This is a genomic window from Pontibacillus sp. ABV4_188 (assembly GCF_056311905.1).
In genome coordinates this window covers 916699-936291 of record NZ_CM149975.1, presented here as the reverse complement: position 1 = coordinate 936291, position 19593 = coordinate 916699, and the positions used below count along the sequence as shown (strand labels likewise).

Below are 19593 nucleotides of genomic sequence, written 5' to 3'. Positions count from 1 at the left end.
CAATAAAATCAAACAAAGAGGCGGTTCCCCTTATTCAAAGGGGGACGGATCGCCTATGTTATGAAAGTGGCGAATGATGCCGCTAAAATAAAAGTAAATGAGGCATTCTTATGAATGATAATCCTGGTACGCTTTATGAAGCTATTGGTGGCCCTTCTGCGATTAGCAAGCTTGTAGAAGCCTTTTACAGTAGAGTTGCCAAACATCCAGATTTACAACCCATTTTTCCTGATGACTTCACAGAAACGATCCGCAAACAGGAACAATTTTTATCCCAGTTTCTCGGTGGACCTGCATACTATACGGAAGAACACGGGCACCCTATGTTAAGAGCCCGCCACCTACCTTTTGAAATTACACCAACAAGAAAAGATGCGTGGTTGTATTGTATGGATGGTGCGCTAGAAGAAGCTGAGATTGAAGAACCTTATAGAAGTGTTATCTTTGAACGCTTATCACACACAGCAAATCATATGATGAACACACCAGAAACAAGGAAAGGAGAATCGACGTGAGTTTTAAGGCAACTGGGGACCACAACAACACGAACCAAACACCACAATCCCAGTATGGTTTTGTCGACCTTTTAAAGAAGCCAGTTGAGATCTATGTTTTCATCGATCCACTATGCCCTCAATGCTGGTCTTTAGAGCCATTTCTGAAAAAACTTACGCTTGAATATGGGAGATACTTTACCATTCGACCTATTATTAGTGGTAAGCTAACTTCTCTTAATGCAGAAGCCTTTCAAAAACCTGAAGACCTAGCAAAAGTTTGGGAAAAGGTCGCTTCTAGAACCGGGATGAGCTGCGACGGTGATTTATGGTTCGAAAACCCTGTCTCCTCTCCTTGGATGGCCGCTTTATCCATTAAAGCCGCAGAGCTCCAAGGCAAGAAAGCAGGCATGCGTTTCTTACGCAAGATACAAGAGAACTTGTTCTTAAATAAACAAAACGTCTCAAACGAAGAGGTCCTGCTTCGCTGTGCTAAGGAAAGCAACCTTGACGTTGAAGAATTCAAACAAGACCTTCACTCTGACTCTGCCAAGCGCGCCCTTCAATGTGATCTTAAACTAACGCGTGAGATGGAAGTGGAGGAAATACCAGCCATTGTCCTCTTCAATCAGGAAGAGGAAGAAGAAGGCATCAAGATTACAGGTCTATATCCTTACAACGTGTACGTGAATGTACTACAAGAGATGATGCAAAAAGAACCTCCTGCCGCGACGAAACCGGCTCTTGAAGAGTTCTTAAAACAGTATCGCTTCGTAGGTACACACGAAATAGCCGTCGTTTTCGACTGGAGTGAGTCGAAAACCGAGTGCGAAATGAAGAAGCTCCAACTCAAACAAAAAGTCGAAAAACATCCCGTAAAATACGGTACGTTTTGGCGCTATATAAAATAAACCAAAAACCTTCTTTCTATTAATAGAAAGAAGGTTTTTTATGTCCTATATGTTCCAATATCTATTTATATTAAAATATTTAACTAATAAACAATACCTCACAACAAATCCACAATTTTCCTTTCTCATAAAAAAATAAGCCAGGCGGGGTAGGCCTGGCTTGATCTATGTCTTTATCTTTAAGACAAAGGGGGATGGGAGAAAGTTTCACGGTCAAACAAAGGGGTTATTGTCTGAATGTGATCCTTTTCACAGATAAATATATCAAGTATTTCTCTCGATATCAATATTTTTTTATCACCTTCACAAAAACGTCACATCTGTCCCCTATTGTTTGGAAAGTATGGGACATTCCTTACATAGACTAGAATAATACGTAACTGGAGGTGCACTCGTGAACTTATTCCCTTTATTTTGGATTATTGTTACTCTGCTTGCTTTTGGGTTCAATTTATTAGGCCTTATGCGCCTCGTTCCTATACTCATATCTATGCCGCTGTTGTTTATAGCAATCTACTTCACCATCTTCAGCTTCACCCACCGCCGGTCTTTTAGAGGGTTTAAATAGTTTGGGGCCGTTACGTTAGGCAGTGCTTGGGGGTGTCTGGGGAACGACTCGCTTTCCGCGGGCGAGCTGTCGAGCCTCCTCGTTCGCTTTGCTCTCTGTGGGGTCTCGTCGACCTCTTTCTCCCGCAGGAGTCTCCCCGTTCCCCAGACACCCCCTGGCCATAAATTGTACAAACGGCCCCGCATTTTAACCAAAATAGGAAGTTCGACTAAGCCCGTCACGTCCTATGAAAACGTCGAACGAATCCACATCGTGAAGCCACAGAAAAGCGAGTGTTCTCCCCCACCTTACTCTCCTCCCAAGCAAACAAAAACAATTATATAAGAACAAAAGGCGACTCCTGTGGGGAGTCGCCTTTATTTGTTATTTTTGCTTGATTAGTTTTTCGAACTCGTCTAGTTTTTCTTCGAAGACGTCTAGTGCTGCTTCGATTGGTTCTTTTGAGGTCATGTCAACGCCTGCTTGTTTTAGGACTTCTATTGGGAAGTCGCTGCTTCCGGCTTTTAGGAAGCCTTTGAAACGTTCAACAGCTGGTTCGCCTTCTTTTTGGATCTGAGAGGCTAGGGCTGTGGCTGCTGAGTAGCCTGTTGCATATTGATAAACGTAATAGTTGTAGTAGAAGTGAGGGATACGTGCCCATTCTAATCCGATTTCGTCGTCAACGACTACATTCTTGCCGAAGTACTTTTCATTTAAGTCATGATACAGTTCAGTTAAACGATCAGCCGTTAAGGCCTCACCGTTCTGTGCACGTTCATGAATGTCATGTTCAAACTCAGCAAATTGCGTTTGTCTGAAGACTGTACCACGGAATCCTTCTAGGAAGTGATTTAGTAAGTATAGCTTACGCTTCTCATCACTTGTATTTTGTAATAAATAATCATTTAACAACGCTTCATTCGCTGTTGAAGCCACTTCAGCTACGAAAATGGAATAGTTTCCATAGCGATATGGCTGAGTACTTGTTGTATAGTAACTATGCATAGAGTGGCCTAATTCGTGAGCAAGTGTGAACAAGTTGTTTAAATTATTTTGCCAGTTCATCAAAATGTATGGATTCGTTCCATAGGTACCAGAAGAATAAGCGCCACTACGCTTCCCTTTGTTCTCATCCACATCGATCCAACGATTCTTGTAGCCTTCTTGAATGATATTGGTATATTCTTCACCAAGAGGAGCTAATCCTTTTAATACCATTTCTTGTGCTTCTTCATATGGAATATCCATATCCACATCCTGAACAAGATCAGCATATAGATCATACATATGAACATCTTCAAGATCTAATACCTCTTTACGGAGCTCAACATAACGGTGTAAAGCTGGTAAACGATCGTTAACAGCTTCTACTAGGTTATCATACACTTTCTCAGGGATATTGTTGGAATCCAATGCAGCCTGTCGTGCAGAATCGTAGTTACGAACTTTAGCATTGAAATTATGCTTTTTGACTACACCACTTAACGTTGAGGAGAACGTATTCTTAAAATTGCCATACGTATCGTACATGGCTTCAAATGCCTGCTTACGGACAGAACGATCTTTAGACTTCAAGAAACGAAGATAGCGACCTTGTGTAAGATCTACTTCATTTCCTTCCTCGTCTGTAAGCGTTGGGAATGTAAGGTCAGCATTGTTAAGCATCCCAAATGTTTGTTGAGGGTTAGACATAACCTCAGATGCTTGTGCGAGCAACTCTTCTTCTTTCTCAGAGAGTGTGTGCGGACGAGAGCGCGTAATTTCATTTAACGCGTGCTCATACAGCTTCAGTTCTTCTTTTTCATTAAGGAACTTCTCTACAGTTCCCTCTTCCATTGCTAGGATTTCAGGATCAATATAACTCATCGCACTGCCTACTTGTGTAAGGAGACTCTCTGCACGTGTGTTCATATCTTGATAATGAGAGTTCGTCGTGTCTTGATCATAACGCATGTGCGCATATGTAAATAATTTCCCTACACGATTCGCCACTTCATCCTGTAGCTTTAGTAAGTTATATAATGTGTCCGCAGACTCATGTAATTTTCCTTTATATTCTTTAATTTGTGGTGTTAATTGTTTAACCGCTTCAAATTCTTCATTCCATGCTTCATCAGTTGAGAAGATATCTTCAAGTTTCCAGGTCCGTTCCTCTGGTATTTCATCTCTCTTTGGTAGTTCTTTAGCCAATGGTATTCCTCCTTCAATTCTTCGTCTATGTTACATTTCTTTTTCGCGTCTCGAAAAACCTTTAAATATTCAGAAAAATTATTGTTTTTCCTACTACCATTATACCCGAAACCTTTTTGATCATGCCAAGATGTTGCGTATAATAGGGGGATATTAATAGGATGGCCCGTTACGATAAAAGTGCTTGGGCTGGCTGGAGGACCACTCGCTTTCCTGCGGGGAGCTGGGAAGCCTCCTCATTCGCTACGCTCACTGCGGGGTCTTCCCTAGGCTCCTTTCCCCGCGGGAGTCTCGCAGTCCTCCAGCCAGCCCTGATCATAAATGGGTTAACGGACCTACGGACATAAATATCATCCAAGCTTTGAGTCTTCATACAAAAAGAGAAGGACGAAACAATGGCTTCGTCCTTCACATTTCTTATGAGTTTGCAATCATAGTTTAAAGAAGCGAGTGATTTAAGAGTTCTTTCAAGACCCACTCATCTTGTTCTATGGCCTCATGAGCATTTTGGGGTATTAGAAGGTTCACTTGCTTTACATACTGTCCATTATTTAGTTTCTTCAAGTAACCTATTACGCATAATACATCTATATAGTGTTGGATTGGGTTTGGTTCGTTTCTTAATAAAGGGGCTTTTAGTTCTGGGGGTTGGTTGAAAGGGTAAGCAGGTAAGGAGAAGGGTTCGCCTATGGCTTGAGGCTCGATCTCGTCGATTATAACCTTCGCTTGCCACTGATAGGGTGGGAGGTCGTATAAGAAGGCAAAGGGTACAGGTAGATGGATAAGAGAGGGTAATGTGCTTGGGTGTAAGCGTCTGAGATAAAGCCATTGTCTCCAAGAAAAATCCATGTTGCTTTTTATCTTTCCTGGTATTTGTTTTCTGAATTTCTTCTTTTCTTTTAACCAAGATTGATAAACATACGAGGGCGTAACAGGTTTAGGAGAAGATAAGATAGAAGCTAATGTACAAGTAGTATTAGTGAAGAAAGAGAGCTTTCCTATCGTTTTTCGGTTGGTCAGCAGTATAGGGTGTGAGAAACGTGCAAACTGTTTTGTAGTGGAGCAATAAAACAATAGCATAGGGTGCGGGGATGTCTTAAATTGTTGGAAGAAGACTTTCTCAAATGTGGTTAACGAGAGCATATTAGTGTGTGCCCGTTTAAGTCGATTTCCACCTAAAATCCAGAGTGGAATTATACCTTCAGATTTATAACCTTCTGTACGTAATTTGATTATTTCCGGGGAAATACGACAACATTGATACTCAATTGCGACACGTTTCTCGCCAATCGTTAACAATAGATCAGGCCGCTGTTGTATAGAGGGGAGATAAGACTCGAGCTCTACATGATAACCCTGCAAGCGAAGCCACTCATACAATTGCCACTTCCCCGCTTCATGATAAGCCCCCTCTCCTACATCATAAACACTACATTCCGATCGAGGTTTGTGTGCATAATGGGGAATCATTTTAGCACCAGCCTTCAGAATCACTTCCTCAGAACAAGCCGGGCAATAAAACGGCTGACGCCTTAATTCATGAATCTCCTCCTTTGTATATTTTGCTAATACATGTGATACACCACTTTTTGTAATGGCACTTAACATAAATCACCTCCAGGTTATTCTATTCTTCACTTATTCTCAGAATCCTTCTAAGAAAGCCGGATACTCCAAAGTGATGGGTATCGGTTGGCTTTAATTGAGACTAAAGCGGTTGGGGAAATCACTCGCTTTCCTGTGGGGAGCTGGTGAGCCTCCTCATCCGGCACGCCGGCTTCCGGGGTCTCACCTAGATTAAAAAGTGCAGGCGTGGTGCCTAGGACTGTACGGACAAGACAGCTTTTTGGAAAAGGGGTTAAGCCTTTGGAAAAAAGATGACTTGTCTCGCTAGGTCCTCCACGCCAGAACTAGACTAGGCTCTTCCCCCCACGGGAGTCTCGCAGTTTCCAGGCCCACCTTTTCCATATAAAGATGAACGAAAACATGCCATGTAGGGTGACATCAGACCACCTGCTGTTAACTGCGGGGCCGTTCACCCTTTAATGTCAGGGCTTGCTCGGGGACTGCGAGACTCCCGCGGGAAAAGGAGCCTAGGGAAGACCCCACAGAGAGCGTTAGCGAACGAGGAGGCTTCCCAGCTCCCCGCAGGAAAGCGAGTTGTCCCCGAGCAAGCCCAAGCACTCATAATCGTAACGGCCCATTCCATACTAAAATGTCTCAGCTTCAAGTCTTCCATAATCAGTATAAAGAAACCCTGATCCTCGATGAGAATCAGGGTTATACTCGTTATAGAAGTGGCGACAAGAGGCGTGCGGTGGATTCCATGAAGCGTTTAGCTAAGGCTCGTTTACGGAAATCCTCTAGAATAATTTGATTAGATGATTCAATATCTAACTCGTAATCGTCCACTAAGGTTTTCGTACTCTTTGTGCGATATAAGAATGCATTTACCTCGAAATTCAAATGGAAGCTTCTCATATCCATGTTTGACGTACCGATTGAGGCAAGTTCCTGGTCGATAATCATAAGCTTACTGTGCATGAACCCTTTATGATATTCGTATATATTCACCCCTGCTTCTAGTAGTTCAGGGAAATAGGAACGAGAAGCGTGGAAAACAATACGCTTATCTGGTCGGCTTGGCATTAGAATCTTTACATCTATACCACTTAACGCGGCAGCTTTTAGTGCTGTGAGAATATCTTCATCTGGTATAAAGTAAGGTGAGGCGATCCAGATGGAATGCTTAGCCGAGACGATCATGGAGAAGAACACGTGCTTAATCACTTCCCACTCATTATCTGGGCCACTGGCGAGCATTTGCACACCGCCTAAATTCTCACGCTCAACAAGCTGCGGCGATAAGTATTCATTCGTAAGAAGCGCTTCATCCGTCATGTAGTACCAATCTTGCAGGAAGATCAACTGCAAACTTCGTACTGATTCCCCTTGAACAAATAAGTGGGTATCACGCCAGAAGCCATAGTATTCATGACGGCCTAAATATTCATCACCAATATTCAAACCACCTACAAAAGCGGTATTGCCATCTACCACAATTATTTTACGATGGTTGCGGAAGTTAATCTTATTGTTCAAAAATGGTAACTTAACAGGAAGAAACGGCTTCATTTCCACACCCGCTTCTTTCAACTCCTCTTTATACTGACTTGAAAGCTTCCAGCTTCCTACAGCATCGTATAAGAAACGGACTTTCACGCCACTTCGAGCTTTATCCATCAGAATTTGCTTAATTTCATTCCCAATGTGGTCATGCCTGACAATGTAATACTCGATGTGTATATGATGAGTAGCCTTCTTTAATTCCTTAAGAATCTCATCAAAGGTTTCATCTCCATTTGTTAGTACTTTCGTTTCCGTTCTAAATGTAATAGGTGAATGCCCTAATCGTTGGGCGAGGCGAACCAACAGTTTCTGGTGATCCCCCATCTGTTCAACCTGATATGGCATAATATCACTTTCGCCTTCAATCTTACGAAAGGCTTCTTCATCCAAAGCTCCCTTTTTACGAAACATTTTCTTCTTCCGATAATTTTGCCCAAATAGGATGTAAAAGAAAAAACCGACAATGGGCAAGGCTGCTAAAACGAGCAACCAAGTTAGAGTTTGGGTGGGATGCCGATTTTCAAAGAAAATAAGTAAACCAATAAAGATGGCTGAAATAGTAAACAAAATAGAAACGGCTCCAATCAGCCACCCTTGCCAAAGCTCTTTAGTTACATAAAATACTCCAATTAGTATCCCCATAAATACGAGAACCTGAATCCGTTTGAACATAAGCTTCGATTCCTTTCTCCAACTGAAATCCCTTTGCCCTTTTATATACGAAGGTTCTCCTTCTCTTGTTTCAAATATATGTACATAAAATGAAGGTCATCCTTTTATTTTTTACTAATAGCAAACCTTCATCCAAAAGAATGTTGTATAACGTATAAAAGAGCGGCTCCTTATAAAAGGTGCCGCTCATTGTTTACTTTGCAGGAAAGTAACTACTAATTTGCTCTAATGCATTTTCACTGAAGATCGTTTTACCGTATTCTTCTAAGCGATGAACAGTAAGTGCTGATTCATGACCAAATTCTAGTAGTTGACTCAAAATATTTTCTTGAGATTCGTCACTTAATTGCCCATCCGCAAATTGAACGTATAAATAATAAGATCCATCAAAATGATACAATTGATCTTCTACATATTGTTCATTCAAGAAGTAATGACTTAACTGGATGACATCTTCAAAGTCACGAAAGCCAATGACAAATGATAAATTGTCAGATTCCACTGCTTCGTCTTCTCCATCCTGTTCGGATTCTTGATTAGCGTTCACTTCTTGATCAAGAAGTGATTCAAGCTTCTCATCGACAGGCATATCTAATGTCTTACCATCTTCTGTTGGCAATTCAAGTTTGTGACCATCTTTTGATACCTGAGCTTTTGTTACAACAATCTCTAACCCTTTATCCATGGCCTGTACTTGAATCCACAACGGACCGTCTATATTAAAGTCTGCTTCATCGTTTACTTCGTCCATCATTTGCCAGAAGAGCTGTTCACTTCTATCTCTATTGTACCAAATCTCTTCGCGGTCAAAACCTCGATCTTCAATATCAATGTAGGAAACATAGAACTTAACTGTGTTTTCATTAATGCGTTCGATTTCCATGGAACTCGCTCCCTTCTGTTGATTAGTTAAAGGTGGAAGGGAAAACTTCACCCTTTCAATATTGCTATTACTTTACCTTACCCTCATATGACTATTCTCAATCATTTGATGTGTTCTTGCTACGTTTAATACCATTTTATGATACTACCCTGCTAATTGAAAACAGAATTGCTCATAAAATTAAAAACAAACGAATGACCTAGACGAGATCCTTATTCATGATCTTCGATGGTTGTACATATAAGTACTAATAGAGGGTTAGTTAATTTAACATTGTAGCTTATTTGGTCATCTTTGTCACTAGAAGCGGGAGGTTTTTTTGTGGATTTTGAGATTATTCAATCTATTCTTATTATCGTTGGAATTGATTTGGTTCTTGGAGGAGATAACGCCATTGTCATTGCCCTTGCAAGCCGAAATTTACCTACTAGTCAGCGTAACAAAGCAATCTTACTAGGTACAGGCCTTGCAGTAGGATTAAGGATTATCATGACAGGTGTAGCAGTCTTTTTGCTTCAAATTCCATTCCTACAATTTGTCGGTGGTGTCCTACTCGTTTATATCGCTATGACCCTAGTCACAGACCAAGAAGATGGCCCTGAAATTCAAGCCCACACGAGTCTGATGGCAGCTGTCAAAACCATTGTATTTGCTGATCTCGTCATGGGATTTGATAACGTATTGGCAATCGCCGGAGCGGCTAGAGGAGAAGTATACTTAGTTGTATTTGGGTTGCTTATTTCGGTACCTATTATTATTTGGGGAAGTAAATTAATTCTCGCCCTAATGGAAAGATTTCCTTTACTTATATACATAGGGGCAGCCGTATTGGCCTATACAGCTGCTGAAATGATATTAGGTGAAGCGACCTTACAGCACTTCTACAGCGGTTTACCAATCCTTCACTGGGTTATACCTCCCCTCACCATTGCAATCGTTATAGTTACAGGGCTTTGGTACAACCTCTTAAAGGAACGTTCTTCTTAAAAAAATAAACCTGCATTCCCTATTTATGAGGACTGCAGGTTTTTGTTTAATTAACTAAGCGCTGTGCTTCTTGCAATTGAAAGGTACGTACTTTTCTTGGAAGGAAACGACGGATTTCATCTTCATTGTATCCAACTTGGAGACGTTTCTCATCTACAATAATAGGTCTTCTAAGTAATCCCGGATGATCTGCAATCATATCAAACAGATTTTTCATTGGAAGCTGATCCAGATCCACATTCATCTTTTGGAAAACTTTAGAGCGAGTTGAGATAATTTCATCCGTGCCGTCTTCAGTCATTCGTAAAACTTCTTTAATCTCATCAATTGTCAAAGGTTCTGAGAAAATGTTACGTTCTTGAAACGGAATTTCATGCTCCTCTAACCATGCTTTCGCTTTACGACATGATGTACAGCTTGGAGAAGTATAAAGTGTTACCATACAAGCTTCACTCCTCAATAGATTTATTACGAAAAAAAGTACTTTTAATCGTTTATTAAATTAAAATTAGTTTAAATAAGTATCTAGTCTAAGTATACTACATATGTTTTAAATTGGATAGATGCTGTATAGAAATGTTTATTAAATTCCACAAAACTTATACAATGTCCTCTTCTATAGGAGATATTCCACCTCTTTATTAGTATTAAACGTTTTAAGAGAAGAAAAGTTTCAAAAAAATTAAAGTTCGTGGATATTTTTTTAGTGGGTACGCACCGATCCTCATTAATCATAAATAAAGCAAGCAGATTCAATCATTCTCTGCTTGCTTCACTTTTTAAAAATTAAGCGTTTTCAGGCTTTTTCAAAGCATTAAGAATGTTGTCCATATCTCGGTCTTCATCCAGTGTTAGGACTTCGTCTACATGCTGATAAGACTTACCATACAATTCTTTGTCTTTATACGTGTGGATTTTTTGGTACATTTCTCTCATTTTTTCGTAAATGGAAGCTTCGGATTCGTGCTCAGGGGACCAGAAGAGGATTTCCATTTCGTTTAACTCATTTGTCGCTAGGGAACGACGAGCATAACCGATGGATTTTGCGTGTTCGAATCCTTCTTTTTGATAAAAGCGGAGGCGTTTTTCGGTGTCAGTGTCTTCATAATCGACCGGTTCAACCTCAAGGATGATCGGCTTACCTTTATCTTTCAGTTTCTGAATTAACTTATGCCCTATTCCTTTCCCGCGCGTTTTTGCGGAAACCCAGACATAATCAATAAAGATGAAAGAATTAAACTCTGCATACATAAGGACATGTTCATCACTCTCGTCCTTTTTATATACTTCGCCTTGTTCTTTCAAAAGTCTTTCCATGTGCTCTCTTGACTTCATTTCTTCGATAGGAAAATACTTATTAAGCTTTTCATACCAATTCATTGATCTACTCCTTATTTTGTAGTCTTCTTTATTATAACGAATATTCTCCAATTTGTTAAATTTATCTTGGTCATGCCCCACGAAACTGGGTACCCTTTGCTTATTATTATGAAACATGACGTTTTGTAACATTCATGTGAATGGTATGGATCACTCAATAACAAACCGTTTTCACTTAAAAAGGTAAAAGATTAGCTTTATTTCATTAGAATTTTGTGCTAGTATAATGCTCAAATGATTTAATTTTCTAACAATTAAGAGAACAAGATTAATCGTACGATGTTCGTCTGCTTATCGAATGTCGCTTTTCTTTTATTAAAATCCTTTTTCACTTTAATGTGCTAAGTTATTAAACCTAAAAAAGCCCATCTCTTCAAAAGATGAGCTCCCACATTATTGTGTTTGAAGTTGTTGTTGGTAGGCTTCAAATTCTTTCTTAGTACAAGAAACCCAGTGGCCTGGGCTTACTTCACGCCATTCTGGTTCCTCCCCGTCCATCTCTCTAAGATGCTCTTGTAAATCGTACGTAACACGCTTACGGTTACGTTCATAGTCTGGGTCAGGGTGAGGGATTGCAGACATAAGTGATTTCGTGTAAGGATGGAATGCATTTCGGTATAAATCGTCACTGCTAGCTACTTCCACTAGCTTACCGAAATACATAACCCCAATTCGGTCACTGATGTATTTAACCATCGATAAATCGTGAGCAATAAACAAATACGTTAAATTCTTCTCTTCTTGAAGTTCTTTTAACAAGTTTACAACCTGGGCCTGAATAGAAACGTCAAGTGCAGAAATCGGCTCATCAGCAATAATAAAATCAGGGTCCACTGCAAGAGCCCTTGCAATTCCGATACGTTGACGCTGTCCTCCGGAGAACTCGTGCGGATAACGGTTTGCGTGTTCACGGTTTAAACCAACTGTTTCAAGAAGTTCTACAACACGCTCTTTTCGCTCTTTTTTATCCTTTGTTAGCCCATGGATATCAATTCCTTCTGCAATAATATCAGATACGGTCATACGCGGGTTTAATGATGCGTAAGGGTCCTGGAAAATCATCTGCATTTTACGGTTGAACTTTTTCAAGTCAGCTTTCGATTTCTTTCCATGAACGTTCTCACCATCGAAAATAACTTCACCATCTGTAGCATCATAAAGGCGAATAATCGTTCTACCAGTCGTAGACTTACCACAACCGGACTCGCCAACAAGTCCAAATGTTTCACCACGATAAATATGGAAGTTCAGTCCATCTACAGCTTTGACCTTATGATCTCCTCTACCGAAGTGTTGTTTTAGATTTTTAATGTCTACTAATACTTCTTGGTTATTGGCCATTAACGTTCACCAGCCTTTTCCTTAAAATGCTCAATACGCTTTCTAACCACGGCAGGTGGCTCAACTTTAGGTGCATCTTCGTGAAGAAGCCATGTTGCAGCATAGTGCGTATCACTTACTTTAAACATCGGTGGCTCCATTTCAAAATCTACCTTCATTGCATAGCTGTTACGAGCAGCAAATGCATCTCCTTTAGGAGGGTTCGTCAAATCTGGTGGTGAACCAGGGATTGCTTGAAGCTCTCCTTCTTCAGCATCTAAGCTTGGCATAGAAGCAAGGAGCCCCCATGTATAAGGATGTTGAGGATTATAGAACACTTCATCAACAGAACCTGTTTCAACGATCTTCCCACCGTACATTACCGCAACACGGTCAGCTACGTTAGCTACAACACCAAGATCGTGTGTAATAAAGATAATGGACGTATTGGTCTTCTTCTGGATATCTTTCAATAATTCTAATATTTGAGCTTGGATTGTTACATCAAGAGCTGTTGTTGGTTCATCGGCAATCAATAATTTCGGATCAGATGCTAGAGCGACAGCAATCATAGCACGCTGCCTCATACCACCTGAGAACTCATGTGGGTATTGATCGACACGTTGCTCTGGCTTTGGAATCCCAACAAGATCAAGAAGTTCAATCGCACGTTTTTTTGCATCAGTCTTCGCAATTTTACGGTGCTTAATCATGCTCTCCATAATCTGACGCCCAATTTTCATAGTGGGGTTCAGAGAAGTCATTGGATCTTGGAAGATCATCGCAATATCTTTACCGCGGACTTTCTCCATTTGTTTGTCAGACTTTTTCACAAGATCTGTTCCTTCAAACAAAATTTCTCCACCTTTAATTTCGCCTGGTGGCATCGGAATAAGACGCATAATCGATTGAGTCGTTACACTCTTACCAGAACCCGACTCTCCTACGATAGCAAGGGTTTCACCTTTTTTCACGTGAAAGTTTACTCCGCGAACCGCCTGCACTTCTCCTGCGAACGTATTAAATGAAACTTTCAAATCGTTTACTTCTAGGATATTTTCCATAAATTATCTTTCACTCCTTCTACTTACGAAGTCGCGGATCTAGCGCATCACGCAAACCGTCTCCAATAACGTTAAATGCAAAAATCGTTAAACTGATAAACAATGCCGGGAAGAATAGACGCCATGGGTAATATTGAAGTGCTGCTACACCATCACTTGCCATTGTTCCCCAACTTGCTAGTGGCTGAGGTACACCAAGACCAAGGTAGCTCAAGAACGCCTCTGTAAAGATTGCGTTTGGAACTGTTAGTGTCATGGTAATTAAGATTGGTCCCATCGTGTTCGGGATTAAGTGTTTCGCCATAATTCGGGACGTGTTAGCTCCAAGAGTCTGAGCGGCCATGACATATTCTTGACTCTTTAATTGAAGAACTTGTCCACGTACAATACGTGCCATGTTAATCCAACCTGTAATCGTCATAGCTGCAATCATCGTTCCAAGACCCGGCTCAAATACAACCATAAGTAAGATTACCATTAGTAGGTAAGGGATTGCCCAAAGAATATCTGCAAAACGCATCATATATTCATCTGTACGTCCACCGATGTAACCACTAAGTCCGCCCCAGATTACACCGATAGCTAAGTCAATCAATGCTGCTGCTATACCGATGAATAAAGAGATTTGAGCACCATTCCATATACGTGTAAACACATCACGTCCAAGTTCATCTGTTCCAAACCAGTGTTCTCCAGACGGGGGTTGGTTGGCACTCATTAGATCATTCTCGTAATAATTATAAGGTGTCAAATGCGGTCCAGCGATTGACATAATAGCCAAAATAACTAAAAGCACAACACCAGTCATCGCTAATTTATTTTTCTTAAATCGCATCCAAACGTCTTTCCAGAATGAAATGCTTGGGCGCGATATCTTTTCAGAATCAGTAGTATTTCCACCAACTTGCTCAAAGAGTTCCTTTGGTATCTTTTGTTGTTGCATCGATTACTCTCCCTTCTTATCCGCTAACTTGATGCGCGGATCAATTAAGCTGTATGCAATATCGACAAGAAGGATGGATACTAGTAAAAGCACACTAAAGAATACAGTAACTCCCATAATAACGGAGTAGTCACGGTTTGTAATACTAGTTACAAAGTGCATTCCAAGTCCTGGAATACCGAAGATCTTCTCAATTACGAAACTTCCTGTTAAGATCGCAGAGATTAATGGTCCCATATAAGAAACAACAGGCATCATGGCGTTTCGAATCGTGTGTCGCACTGTAATCTCAGTCGAATTTAATCCTTTCGATTTTGCAGTCTTAATGTAATCATTGCTTATTACTTCTAACATACTTGAACGAGTTAACCGGGCGATAAATGCCATTGGAGTGGACGCAAGTGCAAGAGCAGGTAAGATGGTGTGAGCGAAAGACTCCCAACGAGCAACCGGTAATACACTCCACTTAATAGCTAAAACATACTGTAGGCCTGAAGCCATAATAAAGCTTGGTACAGAGATTCCTAATACCGCAATAATCATTGCTGTATAGTCTTGCCATTTGTTGTGTCGTAAAGCTGCAACAGCACCTAATAGAACACCTAAAGCTAGCGCTAAGAAAATAGCTTCCATACCTAGCGCGAATGATACTGGAAAGCCTTCACTAATCAAATCATTTACGGACTGCCCTTTATACTTTAAAGACGGACCGAAATCCCATTTAATAACGGAAACAAGATAATCGACATACTGCATAAATAATGATTTATCCAGTCCGTAGTATGCCTCTAAGTTTGCTTGAATGGCTGGCGGTAATTCCTTCTCACCTGAAAATGGCGAACCTGGCGCCGCTCTCATAAGGAAGAATGTCACGGTAACAATTACCCAAAGCGTAAGCACCATGTATAGGAGCCGCTTGCCGATATACTTTAACACGTTGGATACACCTCCAAAATATTACATAAACCTCTTATAAGAAGAGAAGGTATATGAGGAAGAGCCCTCATATACCTTACAAATCTTTCAAAAAATTACTCGAAGTGAGCCCATTTCAGCTGAACATCACCAAGACCAGACATAACTACATCTTTAAGGTTCTCATCTTGAACCCAAGCGTTTGTGTAGAAGTAAATCGGTGCAATTGGCATTTCATCCATTAGGATACCTTCAGCTTCTTTAAGCATTTCAGAACGTTTCTCAGAATCCGTTTCTGTTTGAGACTCTTCTAGAAGAGAAGCGAATTCTTCACTGTGCCAGCGTGTATCGTTGTTACCGCCTTTTTCTTTGTAAAGCTCAAGGAAGTTAATTGGGTCGTTAAAGTCACCTAACCAACCCATACGGCCAATCTGATAGTCACCCGAGTGAAGTTGGTCGATGTAAACGGCCCACTCAGAGTTGCTAAGTTCAACATCAACACCTAAATTCTCTTTCCACATGTCTTGAATTGCTTGTGCAATTTTAGCGTGAGACTCACTAGTGTTGTAAGAAAGTGTTACTGCAGGCATGTCTTCTACGCTGTCATAACCAAGCTCTTCAACACCTTTTTGAAGGTGTTCTTTCGCTTTTTCAATGTTTACAGCATCGAAGTAACCTTCTTCGTTATCAGAGAACATTGTTGGAGGTACAGCAGCCATCGCTGGAACCTGACCTGCTTTAGTGATGTTCTCTACGATACCTTGACGATCAATCGCATAAGCGAATGCTTTACGGATGTTTACATTGTTAAATGGTTCTTTTTCAGTGTGGAACTTATACCAGTACGTACCAGCAATTGGTTCAACGTTCAGGCTACCATCTTCTTTAAGAGAAGGAATCGCTTCTGTTGGAAGGTTACCGAATGGAGAACCTGCCCAGTCAAACTCACCTTGTTTAAAGCTGTTTAGCTCTGTGTTGAAGTCGTTAATCATAGCAAATTCAATACGATCTAATTTAACTGTATCCTTGTCCCAATACTCTTCGTTTGGTTCAAGTGTGATTGAGTCATTGTGACTCCATTCTGTCATTTTGAAAGGTCCGTTAGATACGTAGTTCTCACCAGCATCTGAGTACCATTCTTCATTTTCTTTAGCAATTTTGCTGTTTACCGGGAAGTAAGTATAGAAAGCTGTAAGCTCTAGGAAGTATGGAGTTGGGTTTTCAAGCTCAACCTCTAGAGTTTGGTCGTCAACTGCAGTAACTCCAACATCTTCTAGATTACCTTCACCAGTGTTCGCTGCTTCAGCGTTTTTAACATAGTAAAGTTGGTATGCATATTGAGAGTTATTATTTGGATCAAGAGCCCATTTCCAAGCATATTCGAAGTCTTGTGCTGTTACAGGGTCTCCGTTTGACCATTTTGCATCTTCACGAATTGTGAATGTGTATTTCTTCAGGTCTTCAGAAGTTTCGATCTCAGAAGCCATTGCTTCTTGAGGTTCGCCTTCAGGTCCGATACGAGTTAAACCTTCAAATGTTTGAAGTAGGACAGCTGAAGAAGTTGCATCGTTTGCTAAACTTGGGTTAAGTGAGAATGGCTCACTCGCGATGTTTGCTTTAAACACTTGTTCTGCGGAGCTTTCGCCACCGTTATCACTTGTTGATTCACCGTTATCACCGGAGTTGTCGCTTGTACCTTCTTCACCGCCGTCATCATCGCCGCCACATGCAGCAAGGATCACTGAGAAGACAAGCAAGATACTAAACAATAATAGCTTTTTCTTCATAATGTTTTCTCCCCCTATTGCGTTTTAAATTTCATTCCAGATTTTTAGATCCGCTAGGTCGGATCCGCAGTTGAAGAACCACCTCCTTAAAATTCTACGTTTTCTCACATTCACAATCACCCGATAATGGTAAATCTTCTGACAATTTGAATTGCAAGAAAATTAAAAGTGTTCGTCTGCTAGGTCTATGTAAGAGAACGAATCCTTATAGTCTTTTAGTTCAAGAAACACGTCTGTGGCTTCAATTCCATCCACCTTAGATAAGTACAAATCTGTGAACTCTATTAACCTTTCATTACTAGGAAAATAGGCTTGAATCATAATTTCGTACTTTCCAGCGAAGGCGCCGACGAATCGCACCTCTTTACAATCTGCCAATTCCATTGCAACTTTGTCCCTATAACCAACCTTTGTCACAATCCCGATAATTGCTTGTACATGCAGACCAATTTTACTTGGATTCGTGTGGATTACAAATTCAAACACTCCACTTTCCATCATACGGTTTATGCGAAAGCGAACCTTCCCTTCACTAATACCGTATTGTTTAGCAATCTCTGTGTATGGTCTACGGCCGTCTGCTTGCAATGATTGCAAAATTCGCAAATCTGTTTGGTCTAATTTAAGCAATCCGATCATTCCCCTGCGATTTACGTAAGAAGTTAACAATTTATTTACGATTTGTTAACAATTTTGACTGTTTTCATTATACACACATTTTTCTGATAGTTTCAATAGATTTTTTGATCCTAACCTTAACTCACAGCTTTATGTAAGCGCTACCAATGTCGTTATTTGTAGAAAAATGCGCTTTCGAAATTCGCAAAAAATTATGCGAATTGAGTATTTTGCTATCAATCGCTCTTTATATGCAACGCAGAAAACACGAAGCTTGGGTAGTTCTTTTGTAAATGAACTTACACGGAACAAAAAAAAGCGACCCCATGATGAACTGGGTCGCTTCTCCTTTTTATGGCGTATAGTCTACATTTTCTGTATAGGAATTACCTGCGTTCCAAAGAAGGAACTCATTAATGCCATTTTCATTTAATGCTCTGATTTGTGCTTCCACTTCCGCTTTCCCATATTGCTTCGTAGGCCCACTGTACAACCATGGTGCTTCAAAATCTTGAATCCAAGGGCGTGAAGTTGGAGGGTCTTCAAGTTTTCCTAATACTTCATTTTCTACTTTTGCATACTCTGATACTAACTTATACGGTTCTTTGTCCGGGAAGGAAATACCGAAATAAGATGTCCAGTGTGATGGATAGATCATAGATGAAATCACATCAACATTTGATGCGATCTTAGAGAAGTTCTGACCAATTCCAGGAGCTTCTTTAATCGTAGCAGAATAACCGAAGATATCGACGGATACGTCAACATCATACCCACTCAATTCTTCACGTGCATATTCTACAAAGTCTGTAACAGCCGTTACACGCTTTTGCACATTGTCTCCTTCAAGTTCGGCATAGTCTCCTTGATCATAAGAGAGAATATCATCCCTACGTTCAAATCCTTCTGGGAATCGTACATAGTCAAACTGTATTTCCTGAAAGCCCATCTCTGCTGCTTTCTTCGCAAGTTCAACGTTATAATCCCAAACTTCTTTCATGAATGGATTTACGAAAGATTCCCCTTTTCCGTTTTTCCACACCTGACCATTTTCCGTAAAGGATAAGTCAGGTCGCTTCTTGGCTAGCTTTGAATCTTTGAAAACTACAATACGTGCAATTGGATAAATTTCTTCTTCTTCTAGTGTTTCTAATAGTTTACGTGGATCATCAATGTAATTCGTTCCTACATCTTCATAAGGAGTTCCTTCTTCTGGCTGATATGTAATAATACCAGCGTCCTCCTTAATATCAATAACCATACTGTTTAAGTCCGTCGTTTGAATTAAGTTAACTAGATTATCAAAACGAGCTCCTCCAGCACTTGGTCCTGTTACATAGATGCCGCGAACAGCATCTGGGTATGTAAAATCTAAACCTGAATCATATACAAAACGCGGCAACCTTTCTGGTAATTCTAGTGTCTTCATGGTCATTTCTCGCTCGGTATGGAACTTAGCTTTTTGTCCGCTTTCCTCTTCGCCTTCAGCATGCGCCATGGCAGTTGGAATGAAACTGAGCAGGAGAATACCAATGAGGGATAAAATCTTAAGTTGTTTGTTCTCCATCAACATCGACTCCTAAATGTGTAGTTATCCCTATTATAAAAGAGATCTCGCATCTTTTGGGAGCCTTTTTTAAATTTTTCCTTTTTTGTCATGGAACTTCCCTCCATTTCATTAACAACAAAGAAAATTTTCCCATTTATTTAATCCATCAAACCTATATATTTCAAATTCAACAGTCTTTTTCTT

General features: G+C 40.4%; 16 protein-coding genes. 3 read left to right on the top strand and 13 right to left on the bottom strand.

Annotated features, from left to right (window positions below):
- Positions 1–110 precede the first annotated feature (110 nt).
- Together ACYX4O_RS04745 and ACYX4O_RS04740 are read left to right on the top strand one after the other, a co-directional pair.
- Complete coding sequence (locus ACYX4O_RS04745; protein WP_188654677.1) at positions 111–515, top strand: globin domain-containing protein; 405 nt, start codon at positions 111–113, stop codon at positions 513–515.
- The gene (locus ACYX4O_RS04740; RefSeq protein ID WP_476355023.1) at positions 512–1405 is read left to right on the top strand and encodes a ClpXP adapter SpxH family protein; all 894 of its coding nucleotides are present in this window, start codon (positions 512–514) and stop codon (positions 1403–1405) included. Before ACYX4O_RS04745 ends, ACYX4O_RS04740 begins: the two co-directional genes overlap by 4 nt.
- A 931-nt stretch (positions 1406–2336) precedes the next feature.
- On the opposite strand, the gene pepF is transcribed toward ACYX4O_RS04740, so the two are convergent.
- The 4 genes from pepF to mecA all read right to left on the bottom strand — a co-directional run bounded on the left by pepF (position 2337) and on the right by mecA (position 8826).
- Positions 2337–4142 carry an oligoendopeptidase F gene (gene pepF / locus ACYX4O_RS04735; RefSeq protein WP_476355021.1) on the bottom strand — a complete coding sequence of 602 codons (1806 nt, stop codon included), beginning with the start codon at positions 4140–4142 and terminating at the stop codon, positions 2337–2339.
- Positions 4143–4580: 438 nt separating this feature from the next.
- Positions 4581–5750 carry a competence protein CoiA gene (locus ACYX4O_RS04730; protein ID WP_476355019.1) on the bottom strand — a complete coding sequence of 390 codons (1170 nt, stop codon included), beginning with the start codon at positions 5748–5750 and terminating at the stop codon, positions 4581–4583.
- 681 nt (positions 5751–6431) lie between these two features.
- Positions 6432–7943, bottom strand: coding sequence for a cardiolipin synthase (cls, locus tag ACYX4O_RS04725; RefSeq protein ID WP_476355017.1), 1512 nt, complete (start codon positions 7941–7943; stop codon positions 6432–6434).
- A gap of 193 nt (positions 7944–8136) precedes the next feature.
- Entirely contained in the window at positions 8137–8826 is a 690-nt protein-coding gene (gene mecA / locus ACYX4O_RS04720; protein WP_476355015.1) for an adaptor protein MecA, read from the bottom strand.
- A gap of 321 nt (positions 8827–9147) precedes the next feature.
- On the opposite strand from mecA, the gene ACYX4O_RS04715 reads away from it, so the two are divergent.
- On the top strand, positions 9148–9813 hold the full coding sequence (locus ACYX4O_RS04715; protein ID WP_476355013.1) for a TerC family protein: 666 nt from the start codon (positions 9148–9150) through the stop codon (positions 9811–9813).
- 46 nt (positions 9814–9859) lie between these two features.
- Here ACYX4O_RS04715 and spxA read toward each other — a convergent pair whose 3' ends face one another.
- From spxA to ACYX4O_RS04670, 9 genes are all read right to left on the bottom strand, one after another.
- The gene (gene spxA, locus ACYX4O_RS04710; RefSeq protein ID WP_476355011.1) at positions 9860–10255 is read right to left on the bottom strand and encodes a transcriptional regulator SpxA; all 396 of its coding nucleotides are present in this window, start codon (positions 10253–10255) and stop codon (positions 9860–9862) included.
- Positions 10256–10599: 344 nt separating this feature from the next.
- Positions 10600–11193 (bottom strand): GNAT family N-acetyltransferase, encoded by a 594-nt coding sequence (locus ACYX4O_RS04705; protein WP_188654667.1) that lies wholly within the window; start codon positions 11191–11193, stop codon positions 10600–10602.
- A 393-nt stretch (positions 11194–11586) separates the two neighbouring features.
- The gene (locus tag ACYX4O_RS04700) at positions 11587–12534 is read right to left on the bottom strand and encodes an ABC transporter ATP-binding protein (RefSeq protein WP_476355009.1); all 948 of its coding nucleotides are present in this window, start codon (positions 12532–12534) and stop codon (positions 11587–11589) included.
- The gene (locus tag ACYX4O_RS04695) at positions 12534–13577 is read right to left on the bottom strand and encodes an ABC transporter ATP-binding protein (protein WP_188654664.1); all 1044 of its coding nucleotides are present in this window, start codon (positions 13575–13577) and stop codon (positions 12534–12536) included. The genes ACYX4O_RS04700 and ACYX4O_RS04695 overlap by 1 nt, the downstream gene beginning before the upstream one ends.
- A 19-nt stretch (positions 13578–13596) precedes the next feature.
- A complete protein-coding gene (locus tag ACYX4O_RS04690) occupies positions 13597–14520 on the bottom strand; it encodes an ABC transporter permease (protein ID WP_476355006.1) in 924 nt (307 codons plus the stop codon).
- A gap of 3 nt (positions 14521–14523) precedes the next feature.
- On the bottom strand, positions 14524–15456 hold the full coding sequence (locus ACYX4O_RS04685) for an ABC transporter permease (protein WP_476355004.1): 933 nt from the start codon (positions 15454–15456) through the stop codon (positions 14524–14526).
- A 95-nt stretch (positions 15457–15551) separates the two neighbouring features.
- Positions 15552–17222, bottom strand: a complete 1671-nt coding sequence (locus ACYX4O_RS04680) for a peptide ABC transporter substrate-binding protein (protein WP_476355002.1) — start codon at positions 17220–17222, stop codon at positions 15552–15554.
- Between the two features lie 162 nt (positions 17223–17384).
- Complete coding sequence (locus ACYX4O_RS04675; protein WP_188654660.1) at positions 17385–17852, bottom strand: Lrp/AsnC family transcriptional regulator; 468 nt, start codon at positions 17850–17852, stop codon at positions 17385–17387.
- Positions 17853–18192: 340 nt separating this feature from the next.
- Positions 18193–19407 carry a putative glycoside hydrolase gene (locus ACYX4O_RS04670; RefSeq protein ID WP_476355000.1) on the bottom strand — a complete coding sequence of 405 codons (1215 nt, stop codon included), beginning with the start codon at positions 19405–19407 and terminating at the stop codon, positions 18193–18195.
- Positions 19408–19593: the final 186 nt, after the last annotated feature.